At 39.1% G+C, this 15839-nt stretch carries 12 protein-coding genes; 7 read left to right on the top strand and 5 right to left on the bottom strand.

Annotated features, from left to right (window positions below; genetic code table 11):
• Positions 1–49 precede the first annotated feature (49 nt).
• Positions 50–685, bottom strand: coding sequence for a tetratricopeptide repeat protein (locus CPS_RS20730; RefSeq protein ID WP_011045346.1), 636 nt, complete (start codon positions 683–685; stop codon positions 50–52).
• A gap of 275 nt (positions 686–960) precedes the next feature.
• Here CPS_RS20730 and CPS_RS20735 point away from each other — a divergent pair, with 275 nt between their 5' ends.
• The gene (locus CPS_RS20735) at positions 961–2130 is read left to right on the top strand and encodes an HD-GYP domain-containing protein (RefSeq protein ID WP_011045347.1); all 1170 of its coding nucleotides are present in this window, start codon (positions 961–963) and stop codon (positions 2128–2130) included.
• Positions 2131–2231: 101 nt separating this feature from the next.
• Here CPS_RS20735 and CPS_RS20740 read toward each other — a convergent pair whose 3' ends face one another.
• The 4 genes from CPS_RS20740 to CPS_RS20755 form a co-directional block, all read right to left on the bottom strand.
• On the bottom strand, positions 2232–5390 hold the full coding sequence (locus CPS_RS20740; RefSeq protein WP_011045348.1) for an efflux RND transporter permease subunit: 3159 nt from the start codon (positions 5388–5390) through the stop codon (positions 2232–2234).
• 8 nt (positions 5391–5398) lie between these two features.
• The gene (locus tag CPS_RS20745; RefSeq protein WP_011045349.1) at positions 5399–6559 is read right to left on the bottom strand and encodes an efflux RND transporter periplasmic adaptor subunit; all 1161 of its coding nucleotides are present in this window, start codon (positions 6557–6559) and stop codon (positions 5399–5401) included.
• Between the two features lie 330 nt (positions 6560–6889).
• Positions 6890–7231, bottom strand: coding sequence for an iron-sulfur cluster insertion protein ErpA (erpA, locus tag CPS_RS20750; protein ID WP_011045350.1), 342 nt, complete (start codon positions 7229–7231; stop codon positions 6890–6892).
• Between the two features lie 179 nt (positions 7232–7410).
• Positions 7411–8130 (bottom strand): DUF6776 family protein, encoded by a 720-nt coding sequence (locus tag CPS_RS20755; protein WP_081428781.1) that lies wholly within the window; start codon positions 8128–8130, stop codon positions 7411–7413.
• Positions 8131–8153: 23 nt separating this feature from the next.
• Between CPS_RS20755 and CPS_RS20760 the strand changes: the two genes are divergently transcribed.
• The 6 genes from CPS_RS20760 to hemL all read left to right on the top strand — a co-directional run bounded on the left by CPS_RS20760 (position 8154) and on the right by hemL (position 15565).
• Positions 8154–9878: a chloride channel protein gene (locus CPS_RS20760; protein ID WP_011045352.1), complete on the top strand. Its 1725-nt coding sequence runs from the start codon at positions 8154–8156 to the stop codon at positions 9876–9878.
• Entirely contained in the window at positions 9878–10324 is a 447-nt protein-coding gene (hemJ, locus tag CPS_RS20765) for a protoporphyrinogen oxidase HemJ (protein WP_011045353.1), read from the top strand. The genes CPS_RS20760 and hemJ overlap by 1 nt, the downstream gene beginning before the upstream one ends.
• 38 nt (positions 10325–10362) lie before the next feature.
• Positions 10363–10713, top strand: coding sequence for a hypothetical protein (locus CPS_RS20770; RefSeq protein ID WP_011045354.1), 351 nt, complete (start codon positions 10363–10365; stop codon positions 10711–10713).
• Between the two features lie 127 nt (positions 10714–10840).
• Positions 10841–12949 (top strand): trypsin-like serine protease, encoded by a 2109-nt coding sequence (locus CPS_RS20775; protein ID WP_011045355.1) that lies wholly within the window; start codon positions 10841–10843, stop codon positions 12947–12949.
• A 276-nt stretch (positions 12950–13225) separates the two neighbouring features.
• Positions 13226–14239 (top strand): aspartate carbamoyltransferase, encoded by a 1014-nt coding sequence (locus CPS_RS20780; protein WP_011045356.1) that lies wholly within the window; start codon positions 13226–13228, stop codon positions 14237–14239.
• A 42-nt stretch (positions 14240–14281) separates the two neighbouring features.
• The gene (gene hemL, locus CPS_RS20785) at positions 14282–15565 is read left to right on the top strand and encodes a glutamate-1-semialdehyde 2,1-aminomutase (protein ID WP_011045357.1); all 1284 of its coding nucleotides are present in this window, start codon (positions 14282–14284) and stop codon (positions 15563–15565) included.
• Positions 15566–15839 lie beyond the last annotated feature (274 nt).

The raw sequence follows: 15839 nt of genomic DNA on the forward strand, positions 1-15839 counted from the left end.
ACTTGTCAGTATACCATAAACTTTAAATTTACAACGCTTACACAAATGCTTAATTTGTATAACTGGTTCTTTTCGCTTGCTCTATTACTTTACTGGGCATTTTACTGGCAAGACCTGAAATTAAGACACTGATTTGTTTATGTATTACTTTATCATCAGTTACGGAGTGATGTAATTGAGAATAAAGCGCAGGATAATCTAATGGGCTACCGTAGCCCTGCTCATATAGACTAGCAAGTCGCATCTGTGCAGCTAAGTTATCTAAACTTGCCGCCGTTTTTAAATAAACAATAGCGCGGTCAATATCTACCTGCATAAACTTGCCCATATGGTAATAACGGCCCAACTGCTCTAAACCTTCTGCTAAACCCTGATCAGCGGCTAAATGCATATAATGCAGTCCTAGCGGAATATCTTTTTTCACACAAACACCATAAGCTAACATATCACCCCACAAAAATTGATATGAGGGCATATTCGCTTTATTGGCACGTGCTTCAATATCTTGCACTAATTGGCATTCATCAAGCACTACTTGGCTTAAATGCTTGTTGTCTTTAATTAAATCCAGCAATTGATTATCAGTATAAATCTGAACAGCTTGCAAGTTTTTCTTCATAGCGAATGCTGAAGAATTGGCAAATAAAAACATAACAGAAAGAACAAAGAAAAATAATATACGCATAAAAATCCTAACTAGGCTGAATCAGCTGACTTCTTTGTATCGGCAAGCAAGCTGCATCTATGAAATTTATTTAAATAATATAACCATACTAAAGCAATTTTGGCGCCAACATAGAGTTTTGAGACTATTATTAATTCAAATTGGAAATTTACTATAATCACTATTATTTAGCGTATAGTAAGGAACTCACTAACATTATCAATTTACGGATAGCTTATTTCAGTGAGTATTAAAAATAATAACTCCTCCATTATTTATTCTGAACGGCGATTAATATGCTGATTGAAAAAGAGCTTTCTGAGTTAACCGTAGGCCACTATGTGGTAAAGATTATTCAGCAAGAAGGTTGCTTTTCGTTAACTGCCGCTGGACACATCAAAAGCAAAGCTGTTATAAATCATCTCAAAAGCAAAAATGTTCATCGTGTTTTAATTGATGATAGCAAAACATTATTGTCTAGTAGCCACGAGAAAAGCGCCACTGTAGACGCTCCCTCAATCGTTAAAAACAAAGAACTTAAGCACGCAAAAGCGATTTTCGACCAATCTAAGTCTATTCAAAAGAAGTTATTTCATGATGCACTTAGTGGCAGTTGCTTAGACTTATCACCGGTAGTGGAAGTCACTAATAAATCAATTGATGCAATATTTAACAGCCCTGATTCACTTGCCTGTATGTTAAATATTCGAGAGAAAGATGAATACCTTTTAGAGCACTCTGTTGCAGTTTCTGTTTATATCACCATTTTCTCTCGCTATTTAGACCTAGAGAGACACATTATCGAGCAACTATCTATTGGGGCATTTCTGCATGATATCGGTAAAATAAAAATACCTGATAAAATCCTCAATAAACCCGGTAAGTTGACCGTTGATGAATTTACCATCATGAAAACCCATGCCAATCATTCCATAGCTATCATTAAAGAAACGCCTGGCATCAGTGCACTTAGCCTTGAGGTAGCAGCCTTACACCATGAAAAGCTTGATGGGAGTGGCTATCCTTTTCAAGTAGATGGTGAAGATATTAGCCAATATGGACGCATGATTGCCATTTGCGATATTTTTGATGCATTGACCGCTACACGTGTTTATAAAGAAGGCTTTACCCACGGTAAAGCTTTTAGCATTTTGCGAGAATTGGCAAAGCAAGGGCAGCTAGATGCAAGTTTGGTCGACCACTTTATCAAATGTGTCGGGGTATTTCCTGTTGGCTCATTGGTGCAATTAAAATCAAATAAATTAGCATTGGTACAGGAGCGCAATGATAAAGATCCCATTAATCCACAAGTTCACTCCTTTTACAGCGTCAAGCTAAATCAATTTCTCAACAAACAAGAAATTGATTTATCAGGCAGTGAAGATTCAATTGTTAAAAGTGTCAGGGCAGAAGAGTTCGACCTTGATATGAAGCAAATTGTCGATATGTTGCTAATGGAAGGCTAGTTTTTTATCACGTGATAAAAAACGTATCACTCAACGAGAGTAAACTCTCGTTGAGTGATACGTTATCCAAGCATTGAAAGTAACACTAAGTAATTAAATGGCTAAGCTGCGCTACTCACTTCTTTAACTTGCTTAACTTGATTCGCTTCTTTTTGCAGAATGATTGTTGCCTTTGCCTGTTTATCTTCTTTACGCTTATCTCTTAAGACCAATAGACAGGGTGTTAATACTAAGGTTAATACCGTAGCAAAAGCTAAGCCGCCAGCAATAGCCGTTGCTAGCTGTGTCCACCACTGTGTTGACGGTGCACCAAAGACAATAGTACGCTCAAAGAAATCTAAGTTTACCTGTAAGACCATAGGCAATAAACCCAAAATGGTGGTTATAGTGGTTAACATAACCGGCCGTAAACGCTGCGCGCCTGTTCTTAAAACGGCCTCAACCACAGGGTAACCTTCTTTACGTAAAACATTGTAGGTATCAATCAGTACTATATTATTATTTACAACAATACCCGCCAATGAGATAACACCAATGCCGCCCATAACTATGCCAAACGGTTTTTGAACTAATAATAGTGCTAAAAATACGCCAACGGTTGAGAATATGACGGCACTTAAAATCAATAATGCTTGATAAAAGCTATTGAATTGAGTCACTAAAATCATGGCCATTACAAAGAGTGCGATAGCAAAAGCATTCACTAAAAACGCTTGTGACTCTTGTTGATCCTCATTCTGTCCCTTAACATCAATATCCACTGACGGGTGCAAGCCAAGTGTCGGTAACTGTTCTTGCAAAATAGGTAACTCATTCAGTAACTGAGCACCGGCAATTAAGTTCGCCTGCACAGTGACAACTCGCTTAGCATCAACACGACGAATTGTATCAACTTTAGGTGCGGCTCTACGCTCGACAAAACTGCCAACGGGCACTAAACCTGACGTTGTTTTTAAACGGAGTGAATCTAGTCGACTTATATTACGTTTGTCTTCCGGAAAACGAACTCGAATATCCAGTTCATCATCAACATCGTCAGGGCGATATTCACCAAGTTTTAAACCGTTAGTAACCATTTGCACACTTGAGCCAACTAACGCAGCATCAGCGCCATAGGTAGCCGCTTTATTACGATCAATAATGAGCTGCCATTCTATGCCTGGTTTAGCACCCGTATCTTCTATGTCAGTAAATTTACCGGATGTTTCCAATGCATCACGTATAATTTTCACCGACTTATCCAGTTCTCCAGGAAAACGCGAGCTCAATTCAAGTTTAAGATCCTTACCACTTTGCGGGCCGTTTTCATTTTTTCTCACTTCAATTTCAACGCCGGCTAAGTCATCCGTTAACTCGTGAATATTGGCCACTATTTCATCCGCTGAACGTCTTACCTGCCAATCAACAAAATTTAGTTTAAAAGTGCCGATTTGGTTATTGCCACCCGTTCGAGTATATAAGGTTTCAATTTCCTCGAGCGGTAAGATACGTGCTTCTATAGAACGCATAATCACGTCTTTTTCTTTTACTGATAAATCGCCATGAGAGCGCACCACCATAGTTGCACTTTGAGGCTCAACCTCAGGAAAGAAGCTCACGCCAAGACCAGATGCGCCATAGAGCCACATCACCACAAAAGATATCGCAAAGGTACCAGCAACTATTTTCCAAGGATGTCTAATTGCTGTTGTCAGTACACGTATGTATCGACCGGTAAAACCCGATAATTTATTGAATTCTCCCGCTTCAGCATGCTCTATTTGTTGTTGTTCTTTACTGCTAACAACGCGAGCTTTACCTAAAACAGCGCCTAAAGTGGGCACAAAAATGAGTGCCATTGCTAAGGAGGCTGATAACACCGCGATGAGGGTAAAAGGTAAGTACTTCATAAACTCACCCATAATACCTGGCCAAAACATCAAGGGCGCAAAGGCTGCTAATGTTGTCGCCGTTGAAGCAATAATCGGCCATGCCATACGACGAGCAGCAGTACCATAAGCAACAGCTTTGCTATGACCTTCATTCATCTGCCTGTCTGCAAACTCGGTGACAACGATCGCCCCATCAACAAGCATGCCTACTGCCATGATTAGGCCAAATAGCACCACTATATTTACCGTCATCCCTGCTAAAGCAATGACTAATATTCCTGTTAAAAAGGCGCCTGGAATTGCTAAACCTACCAATAAAGCGGTGCGGCCACCTAAAGCAGCAATAATGACAATAACGACCAATAATACCGCTGAAAAAACATTATTCTGCAAGTCTGTGAGCGTATTTTTAATTTCTATAGATTGATCACCAACATAATCCACTTTGACTTGTTGTGGCCATTTTAAACGGCTTTCATTGACAATTTCTTTAACTTTATCAACCGTTTCAATCAGGTTCTCACCAGAGCGTTTTTTGACTTCTATTGATACCGAGCGATGACCGTTTAATCGAGCAAAACCAGTAGGATCTTTATAAGCACGACGCACCGTTGATACATCTTGAAAGGTAATAACTCGATCGCCATCGACCTTAATAGGCAGTTCAAGTAAGTCTTGAATATTTTCAAAAACAGAAGGCACTTTGATGGCAAAACGTCCTTTGCCAGTATCCATAGTCCCTGCTGGTACTAAGCGATTGTTACGCTCAACAAGGTTATAAATGTCCGTTTGATCAAGCCCATAGCTTTCCATTAATAACGGATCGACAATGATTTCAACCATATCTTCACGGTCACCACCAATTTCAACTTCTAGCACTTCTTGCATGCCTTCGATTTTGTCTTTGACGTTCCGCGCTATTGTTATCAAACCTCGCTCAGTAACAGCCCCAGATAACACAACCGTCAATGCTGCTTCTTGGTTAGCCATGGTGACTTCATTTACCACCGGCTCTTCAGTCTCATTGGGCAATTTAGCTTTGGCTAAAGTCACTTTATCACGCACATCGGCAAGTGCTTCTTTAGGGTCAAGTCCGGCAATAAATTCTAACGTAACAGAGGCGTGCCCCTCTCCTGCATTGGAACGCATTTCTTTAATGCCCGCGATAGATTTAAGCTCATTTTCCATCGGTCTTACGAGCATGCGCTCAGCATCTTCAGGAGAAATACCATCATGAATCATAGAAACATAAATAATTGGAATGGTAATATCAGGATTGGCTTCTTTAGCAATGTTGTTGTAAGTCACTGCGCCAGAAATAAGTAGTAGTACAAATAGCATCAAAACAGAGCGAGTACGTGTCAATGCGGCTTCAATAAGCGTTAACATAATAGCTCCTATTTTTGTGTAGCGGCGGTTACAGTAGCAGCTTGTTTATCTGTGCTATTGCTAGCTTTATCATCTACCTTATCGAAGATGGCCTCCACTCTGTCCCCTGCACGAACGAAGCCTTGACCTAAGACAATGATATCGGCTTGTTCGCCAAGACCTGTCAACCATATGCCATCACTTTCACTTTTAATGATCTCTATTGGCGTAAAGTGAACAATTGATTTTTTTACCGATTTAACACCGATATTACCTTGCTCATCTAAAGCGAGCAGTGCTGGTGATATTTTTATTGCAGACAATCTGGCTAAGTCTATGGTCAATTCACTGCTTAAGCCCGCCAATAAATTCGCCTTTTTATTATCAATTTCCACTTCAATTTTAAAAGTATTGGTCGCATCATTACCGACACTGGCAATGTAACGCAGCTTACCTTGTGCTTGTGCACCATTTAATAAGGTTACTTGCGCTACTTGACCAACAGACAACTGACTTATTTGTTGTTCGGTGGCATGCGCTCTAACAATAAGCGGGTCTAAATCAGCAATCATGGCGATATCATCACCCGAGGCGACGTAGTCACCCACTTCAACATAGCGTGTGTTAAGAATTCCGGTGAAAGGCGCTTTAATAATGGTATGGGCAATGTCTAACTCTAATCGCTTTATTTCAGCGTTAACCGATTCCAGTGCAGCATATGATTGTGCTAAATGCACCTTACCTTGATAACCTTGTTTATTAAGCTTTAACGCACCTTCGTATTCTACTTCACGTTGGTTCAATAATGCTTGGCTACGGGTTAATTGAGCAGGTAAATCATTTAAAGCAATTTTTGCAATAATTTCACCTTTAGCAACTTTTGAACCTCTTTTTGCTAATACCTGAATAATTTTTCCGTGTATTTCAGCTTTTAATGTCGTGATGCGATCAGGCTCGGTGCGACCATAAAGCTCAATTGTTTTATGAATATGTTGTCCAAGTCGTGTTTCAACTTTAACTTGTGCAGTTATCTGCTTTTCATCATGACTAGGAATTTGTGCTTTTATCTCAGACTTTTGCTCTGCAACACTAGGGCCAGAAGCCATCCATAGCACTAAAACAAGGGTGATTAGTGCTGCAATAAGGTAAGGTCGTTGCGCTAACCAGCTAGATTTTAGGGTTAATTTCATCGTTATATCTCCATTTTATCGGAATATGATAACGTTTTTTGATAAAGAAGATATAAGCTAACGTGCTACAAACTGTTTATCTTTTGTAAGTTTTTGTACATTAAAATAAACAAGGTTACGAAACATTCGCTTAGTAGAAACACCATTTGATTGGACAAAAGCTGACGATTGGAATGGGGATAGATCTTTTACGTGAGACAAGAGCACTAGTGTTTATTATAAAAATTTTAACGAGGTGTCGGCTTTACATTGCTTGGTAATTGGTCGTCATCCGCTTTGTACATTTCTGCCAAAGCGATGACTATATTTAGTTAAGAGGTAACTAAAATACTAGATAGAAAAAGATGACCCACAACCACAAGTGGTTGTTGCATTTGGGTTATTTACCACAAAGCGGCTACCTTCTAAACTTTCAAGATAATCAACTTCGCCATCAACAAGGTATTGCAAACTCATAGGATCGATTACCATCATAACGCCTTGCTTTTCAATGGTCATATCGCCGTCATTCACTTTTTCATCAAAAGTGAAGCCATACTGAAAACCTGAACAACCACCACCGGTAACATATACACGTAGCTTAAGTGCTGGGTTTTCTTCTTCTGTGATTAGCGAAAGAACTTTACTCGCGGCAGAATCGGTAAATTTAATGGGTAATTCAGGGTTTGACATGGTGCTCTACTTAGTACAACAAAGTACAAAAAAATACGCTACAAAGTGGGTGTTTAACAACGAGGGTAATTATCTTAAACTTGACTATTTTAGTCAAGTATTATTCTTTACCATAATGATACCACTCCGTATAAGAAAGTACTCACTGAATGATAATTTATGAGGAAGTGTATTAAGTGCTATTGATTGATTTGCCAAGAGACACTTTTTTCTTTCTTGGCATACTTTTGCCAGCGCGATTTAGTCAAGATTGCTGAGACTAAGACATTTTCAGGCGTAAAGTTAGCGGGTAAGGTAAATTCACCATTAATAATCTGAAAATATTGAAAACTAAATTTAAGATCGTTTTTGTTCAGCTTTGTTACATCTGCCAGCTTAAGCTTTACTGATTTACCACTTTCTTGACCTTCAAAAACTAATTCAATATAACCTTTACTATAACGACGCTTTAATTGCTGCTGCACTAAAGTTACTTGAAAGTGATATTGATTGGGAATCTTGCTCGCTACTATGTTGACATTTTCAACGAATAAACCTGCAGCTTCTTTTTCAGGTGCCATTATTTTTTCATAGAAGGCCAACTGCTTTTTCACTTCAAATTTCTGTTCAGCGGCTTCTTTGAGTAACTCTTGCGCTTTTATATTTGCAAGTTGCTCGACCGTTAGTTCAACTTCTAAGGTGTGAATTCGTGCTATATTTTCTTCTTGTTGCTGGTAAAGCTGTTCCAGCCTAAGCTTTTGTTGCTCAAGGTTAGTCACTTGAAAGTGATGATAATAATTACCCACTCGGTAGCCGGTAAATAAACACAGACTTATCACTGTTATTAAAAACAAAGCCGATTTAAAAGTACCTAAGCGCTCAATAACAACACCCAAATTTATTTTTGCTAACCATTTCATTTGTAAAGTATTATAATCCCGTAATGATAATATCAATCGCAACAATAAGAAAACACTTAGCTTTGCCAAAAACCTCTTGGCAAATATGCTTACTTGCCATTATTGGTGGAGCCGCCTCCGCTTTATTAGTAGTGCTATTTACCCTGACTATTGAAGAAATTCAACAGCTCTACTTAATTAAACGCGACAACTATAACAGTTTAGATGAGGTAAGTCGTTTTCATTTACCTATCATCGGCTCACTTATTATCCTCTTAATGGCTTGGCTTACTGGTTATAAATACATACGTACTGGCATCCCCTTTGTGCTACACCGGTTAAAAGTAGCGCATGGCATTATCCCTTTTAAAAACACATTAAATCAATTTTGGGGAAGTGCAGTAGCCTTAGCGTCTGGCTTTTCTGTCGGCCGTGAAGGGCCCGCGGTACATCTTGGCGCAGCATGTAGTAGTTATTTAGGCAGTGTACTAAAACTCCCCTATAACAGTACCCGAACTTTATGTGCCTGTGGCATAGCAGCAGGTATTGCCGCAACATTTAATACCCCGATAGCCGCGGTTATTTTTGTCATGGAAGTGGTCATGCGAGAATACAAAGCTCATGTTTTTGTACCTGTGATGCTCGCTTCAATTGTTGGCTCTTTGATTACTCGCAGTGTTTTTGGCACCAGTCATAATTTCCAGCACTTTAATACCATAGCGCTTGAACAACAGCATTATTTCTCTTTAATTTTATTAGCGATAGTCCTAGGGATTTTGGCGGCTGCATTTAATAAGTATCTGGTTGTAATCATTAAAAAAAGCGTTAAATACCATATAGTACCCCGCTTAATTCTTGCTGCACTTATTACGGGTACGCTAGGTTACTTAGTACCTGGTGCTATGGGCACAGGTACAAGTGCAATTGATATTTCTTTAACGAACAATTTACCCTTAGGTTTTCTGTTCAGCTTACTTATTGCTAAATTATTAATGACAATGTTCGCCTTAGGTTTAGGTATTCCTGGTGGAATTATTGGACCAACCATAAGTATTGGTGCCATTACTGGCGCTCTTGTTGGGGCTGTTGTTATACAAGTATTGCCCGGAGAACATGTAAGCAGTGACTTTATTTTGATGGGCATGGCTGGTTTTATGGCTGCCAGTTTAAATGCTCCCCTTGCCACTTTGCTTGCTGTTGTTGAACTATCAGGTCAACTCGAGTTGGTTGTGCCTGCCATGATAGTTATTACCATTGCCAGCATCGTATCGCGACAGCTTTGTAAAAATGAATCTATCTTCATCATGCAATTAGATGCGCAAAACTTGCTCTACCGCAAACCTCCGGTTGAAGAATCATTGCAAAATATTGGTGCTTTAGCGGTAATGAAAGATAATTTGTTGATTTTAGAGCAAGCAAGTCCTCGTACTATCATAGGAGAACTCCTGCACAGTCATGAGTCGCAATTAGTCATTAACAAAGAACCGACGAGCGAAACTGATCAGCTCAATAATTATTATTGGGCGCAATTAGATGTAGAAGTCGTTGACGATGAAAGTGAAGATATTGAACATAATCTCGCTAATAAACTAATACTGCACAAACTTATTCCACTGAGTCATCAAGTCACTTTAGCAGAGGCTTATTTAGCACTAGTAGAGCAGCGTTCAGGCGCTGTATATATTTACCATAAAGATATCAATGACTGTATTGGATTGGTGACTTTTGAACAACTTAGAATTTATTTATTAGAAGGAAAACTCAATTAATGAGCACGTTTTTAATCAACAATATCCTCTGGCTTAAAGCATTTCATGTCATTTTCATGGTGGCTTGGTTTGCTGGTATATTTTATTTGCCACGCTTATTTGTTAACCATGCCGAAACCAAGTCTGATGAAATAGCGCAACAACTTAAAGGTATGGAAAAACGTTTACTCTATTTTGTTACCCCTTTTGCCATCTTCACCCTGTTGCTCGGTGTAGCAATAATATATGCCTATGGCTATGACTGGTTTGTTGCCGCAAAATGGCTACATATCAAATTAAGTTTAGTCATAGTGCTCTTTGCTTATCATGGGTATTGTTTTAAGTTAGTTACCACCTTTGCGCAAGATAAAAACATCCGCTCAGGGCGCTTCTATCGAATTTTCAATGAGATCCCCGTGCTGATTTTGTTTGCTGTTATTATCTTAGCTTACGTTAAGCCAATGTAATTATGGATTATTTAGGAATTGTAAAGGTAAGATAACCTATGTGGTATTTATATCTGGGCTACGTGGCAATACAGTTTTATGCTATTGCCGATGTATTCTCAAGAAACTCCCTTGCAGCAAGTGCTGTGGTTTTTTCAATAGCGGTATTTTTCATTTGGTCCTTTATACCAATACTGGGTTATATTTTAGCCAAAGCTTTAGGTGCAAAAGGATATGCAAAAAAATTACCCTTACTTCTTTGTGGTGTGATCATTGCGTTGAGTGAAAACGCTTTAACTTACTTTAATTTAATCGCAGAAAAGCAATATAATATTGGCACGGCACTTGTGTTTATATTGTGCTTTGTTATCGCCTACTTACCATTGAATAAGCAAGAACTGGCAAGCTAGCAGCAACGCATAACCTCATTTTGAAGGCTTCATTTTTCAAGCTTTATCGTTATAATCAAGATAAGATGATTTGTCACCTGGTTAACGAATCATTGGTATTCTGTTTACAGCATTGAGAAACATCAAAATGAAGTACTTTTTATTCGCTGTATTAGCGATTTCAACCTTATTTTCATCCGCAAACGAAGCGAACCAATCTCCCCTGCTTTTATCAAAGCCTAAAATTGTTGGCGGCGAACTTGCTTCTCAAAATGCTTGGCCTTGGATGTCAGCATTAGTTTTTACCTATAGTGATGTAGATAGCTCTTTAGACGTTGCTGGCACTCCATACCAGAGTGAACCGTTTTCATATTCTCCTTCAGGTCAAGCGAGTGCCACTATGGCTGACTGTGGTATTGCTGATAATTTATGTAATTTAGCTGAAAATAAAATATGTTTAATTGCCCGTGGTGAAATAGACTTTTCGGTGAAAGTTGATAATTGCCAAGCTGCAGGTGGTATCGGTGCAATTATCTATAACAATACTTCAGGGGTTATAAGTGGCACCTTAGGAGAAGATTATATTGGCAACATTCCGGTAGTTGCCATTAGCCAAAATGACGGAGCACTTTTACTCAATAAACTCGACAGTATTGCGACAATTAATTTATCGGTGAAACAAGATCTTGCGCAAAGCGCTAGCTGTGGAGCAAGCTTTATAGGAGATAAGTGGGTACTTACCGCTGCTCATTGTGTTGAAGATGTCAATATTGAGTTTTTAAAAGTTAATATTGGCGAATATGATTTAAGTGATGGCGCTAGTAATGCTAAAGCGATTAAGCGTATTTATATCCATCCAGAGTACGATGAAGGCAGTGCCTTTAATAATGATATCGCGCTGATTGAGTTAGTAGAAGCGAGTGACCAAACAGCGGTTAAACTGCTCGATTACAATACCAGCAAACAATTAGCTATTGCTAACAGTCCCGCCACGGTTATTGGCTGGGGTAACATAAATGCTTACGGTCCAAATGACGAAGCTCCGGTAAATAGTCAACCCGATCAATTACGCCAAGTTGAGCTTTATTTATTAAGCAATGAAGAGTGCAAAAACCAGTTAGCCCAAGCTTATAGCGACTTGAATAATACCATTTATTCACCCAATCAAGTGGGTATTACCAATAGCATGATTTGTGCTGCATTCTCAGGAGACGTTCAAAAAGGTTCATGCCAAGGAGATAGTGGGGGACCTTTAGTAGTAAATACCAATGAAGGTTGGCAACAAATAGGTATCGTTAGCTTTGGTGTTGGTTGTGCTAATGAGGCTTTTCCGGATGTTTATGCCCGCGTAGGAAATTTTACTACTTGGATTAATAACATCACCCAAGGGATTGCTATTGAGTCAAATTATGACTTTGCTTTAACGCCACAAAATAAAGCGCAAACAACACAACTAATCGTCACCAACAATACTAATCTGATCGCTAATTTAAGCTTCACGCTATTGGCTGATAACATAAGCAGCCATAGCTTTAGCTTGAATACCGATAATTGTACCCAATTAGCAGCAAAGCAAAGTTGTCAAATTCAAGTTGATTTTGATGCCAAAACTCTAGGAAAACATAAAGTACGGATTGTCATTAATAGCAATGATGTAAATATCCCAACGAGCCAAAGTTACATAAGTGCTGAAGCAGTTGCTTCCAATAGCGATATCAATACTCAGCTATCAAATGGTTCCTCAGAATTACGCTGGTTTAGTGGTGGTGACCAACCATGGCTGCTCGATAATAGCGAAGCAGCAATAATGAGCGGTGCTATTGGCGAAGATCAACAAAGCGCTGTTTTACTGACATTTTCTGGTGCAGGCACCTTATCATTTGATTGGTCCGTTGCTTCTGAAGAAAATACCGACACCCCTGATGAGCCGTTTGGTGTTTTATATCTAATTATTGATGATAAACAAATCAAGTTTATCTCAGGAGAGGTCGCTTACACTAAGGTAACTATCGATGAGTTAGCCGAAGGGGAACATCAAGTAACTTGGTTATATAAGAAAGATGGCGGTACTAGTGAAGGCACAGATAAAGCTTCTTTAAAGAATGTTATTTTCACTCCGACAGTGACAGCACTTCCGTCTCCTCCCACGCCGACACCCCTACCTCCAAGCACAACAGACACCAAGTCGGGTGGTGGTAGTGTCTATTTTATGTTGTTCCTGCTCATCATGCTCACAGCTAAACGTCGACTAATCTAATCGTTAACTATCAACGATAAAAGGCAGGATTATCTGTCTTTTTTTATTTTAGCCTTATCATCTTTGCAGACAGGTCAAATGTTCTTTAGCATTCGCAAGTAACTATATTATAAATACACTCGATTAAGAACTATGCTTTAGAGTGCTTGAGCCATTTCATTTCCAGGTGCTGTGATGCAGTAATGTTACTTTCTACTGAAATCCTGCTCTTTGAATGGTAGCGGGTATATGCTATATTCTTGGCAAATTTGTCCCCTTTCAATGTAATAAATCAAGATGATGAAATTCCAAGGTAACCATATTCTCTCGGTATCACAATTTGACCGTGAAGCTATCGCAAAGATCCTGCAAGTTTCTGCGCAAATGGCGCCTTATGCGTCTCGAAAAAAGCGTTGTCATGTGCTTGATGGCGCCATATTAAGTAATTTATTTTTTGAACCGAGTACTCGAACCCGAGTCAGTTTTGGTACCGCTTTTAATTTGCTCGGCGGTTTTGTACGCGAGACTGTTGGTCAAGAAAACTCATCATTAAGTAAGGGTGAATCTTTATTTGATACTGCCCAAGTAATCAGTGGCTACTCAGACGTTATTGCCATGCGTCATCCGCAAATGCACTCGGTAGAGCAGTTTGCACAAGGCAGTTCCGTCCCTGTTATCAACGGTGGTGATGGTGCCAATGAACACCCCACTCAGGCACTACTTGATCTATTTACTATTCAGTCTGAAATGATGCACTTTAACAAAGGTTTAGATGATTTAAATATTGTTTTGATGGGCGACTTGAAACATGGTCGTACCGTACATTCATTATCAAAACTACTAAGTCTTTATGATAATGTAAAAGTCACCATGGTTGCGCCAAAAGCGCTACAAATGCCTGATAGCGTTATTTCAACCTTAAGCGACGCTGGTCATGAAGTTATTTTGACTGAGACTATGGCGGGTAATTTATCTGCAGATGTCATTTATCAAACAAGAATTCAACAAGAACGCTTTGCCAGCAAAGATGAAGCTGAGTTATATCGCGGACATTTCAGTTTAAATAAGAGTGTTTACCAGAAATATTGCCAAGAAAACACGGTAATAATGCACCCTTTACCACGCGACTCTCGCCCTGAAGCTAATGAACTTGATACTGATCTTAATGACTTAGACAACTTAGCTATTTTTAGGCAAGCACAAAATGGTGTTTTAGTGCGAATGGCATTATTTGCCTTAACGTTAGGTGTTGAAGATCAATTAACCGATTATGAAAAACCAGTAAACTGGTTCACAAATAAAAACGCCTAATGGCAACATTCCTTATTAGTAACGATTTTAGAAGAAACAATTATGAATAAATCAGAACAGTTATTTGAACAAGCTCAAAAGATTATCCCTGGTGGCGTTAACTCTCCAGTACGTGCTTTCAATGGTGTTGGTGGTACTCCGTGTTTTATAAAACGTGCTCAAGGCGCTTATATTTATGACGCTGATGATAAAGCTTACATCGACTATGTTGGCTCTTGGGGACCTATGATTTTAGGTCATAACCATCCAGCAATACTTGAAGCTGTTATTACTACCGCTAAAAATGGTTTAAGTTTCGGTGCTCCGACTGAAATTGAAATTACCATGGCTGAGAAGGTACGTGAGTTAGTACCTTCAATGGAATCTTTACGCATGGTTAGCTCTGGTACAGAAGCTACGATGAGCGCTATCCGTTTAGCACGTGGTTATACTGGCCGCGATAAGATATTAAAGTTTGAAGGTTGTTATCACGGTCATGCCGACGCTTTGTTAGTAAAAGCGGGTTCTGGTGCATTAACATTGGGCGTACCTAATTCACCGGGTATTCCTGAAGATTTTGCTAAACATACCCTTACCGTTAGCTACAATAATATCGACGAAGTGAAAGAAATTTTCGCAAAATATGCCGATGAGATAGCGTGTATTATCGTTGAACCTGTTGCAGGTAATATGAACTGTATCCCTCCTGTTGAAGGATTCCTTGAAGGTTTACGCGACGTATGTGACCAATACAGCAGCGTATTAATTTTTGATGAAGTAATGACTGGCTTTCGTGTTGCACTAGGTGGCGCTCAAGCTCACTATAATATTAAACCTGACTTAACTACTTTAGGTAAAGTCATTGGTGGTGGTATGCCTGTTGGCGCATTCGGTGGCAAACAAGAGATCATGGATTATATCGCTCCTGTTGGTCCTGTTTATCAAGCAGGAACTTTATCAGGTAACCCAATTGCTATGGCCGCGGGTTTAGCTTCATTGACTGAATTAGCTCAAGGAAATAAACACCAACAACTTTCTTCTGCTACAGAAAAGTTAGCCATGGGCTTAAAAGCCGCAGCTGAACGTAATGGCGTTAGTTTAAGCGTTAACTACGTTGGCGCCATGTTTGGATTTTTCTTTACGGAAGATAAAAACCCTATTACTACCTATGAGCAAGCGACCCAATGTGATGGAGAAATGTTCAAGCGCTTCTTCCACTTAATGCTTGATGAAGGCGTATATTTAGCACCATCATCTTATGAAACTGGCTTTTTATCAACATCACATACCGATGACATTATTGAAAAAACCTTAGTTGCTGCCGATAAGTGTTTCGCTCAGTTGTAACCAGTTCACGATAGAGATTAATCTATAATTTATATATAAAAAAAACGCTGCCCGTAGCAATACAGGCAGCGTTTTTTATGTTTTTTTATCTCATAGCTATTTGTATAAGATAATGCTCACTATTGAGTTATACCAATTAAATTAATTAATGGGGCAAATTTTAATGAGAATAAATTTTCAAGAACAAGGCGCTTGATTGAGTAATAGCTGGCTATTGGCATTGAAAGCAACGATGTTATTGGATATTTAGACCATTTAAAAAGATCACTTAGTT

This window comes from Colwellia psychrerythraea 34H (assembly GCF_000012325.1).
GTDB lineage: Bacteria > Pseudomonadota > Gammaproteobacteria > Enterobacterales > Alteromonadaceae > Colwellia > Colwellia psychrerythraea_A.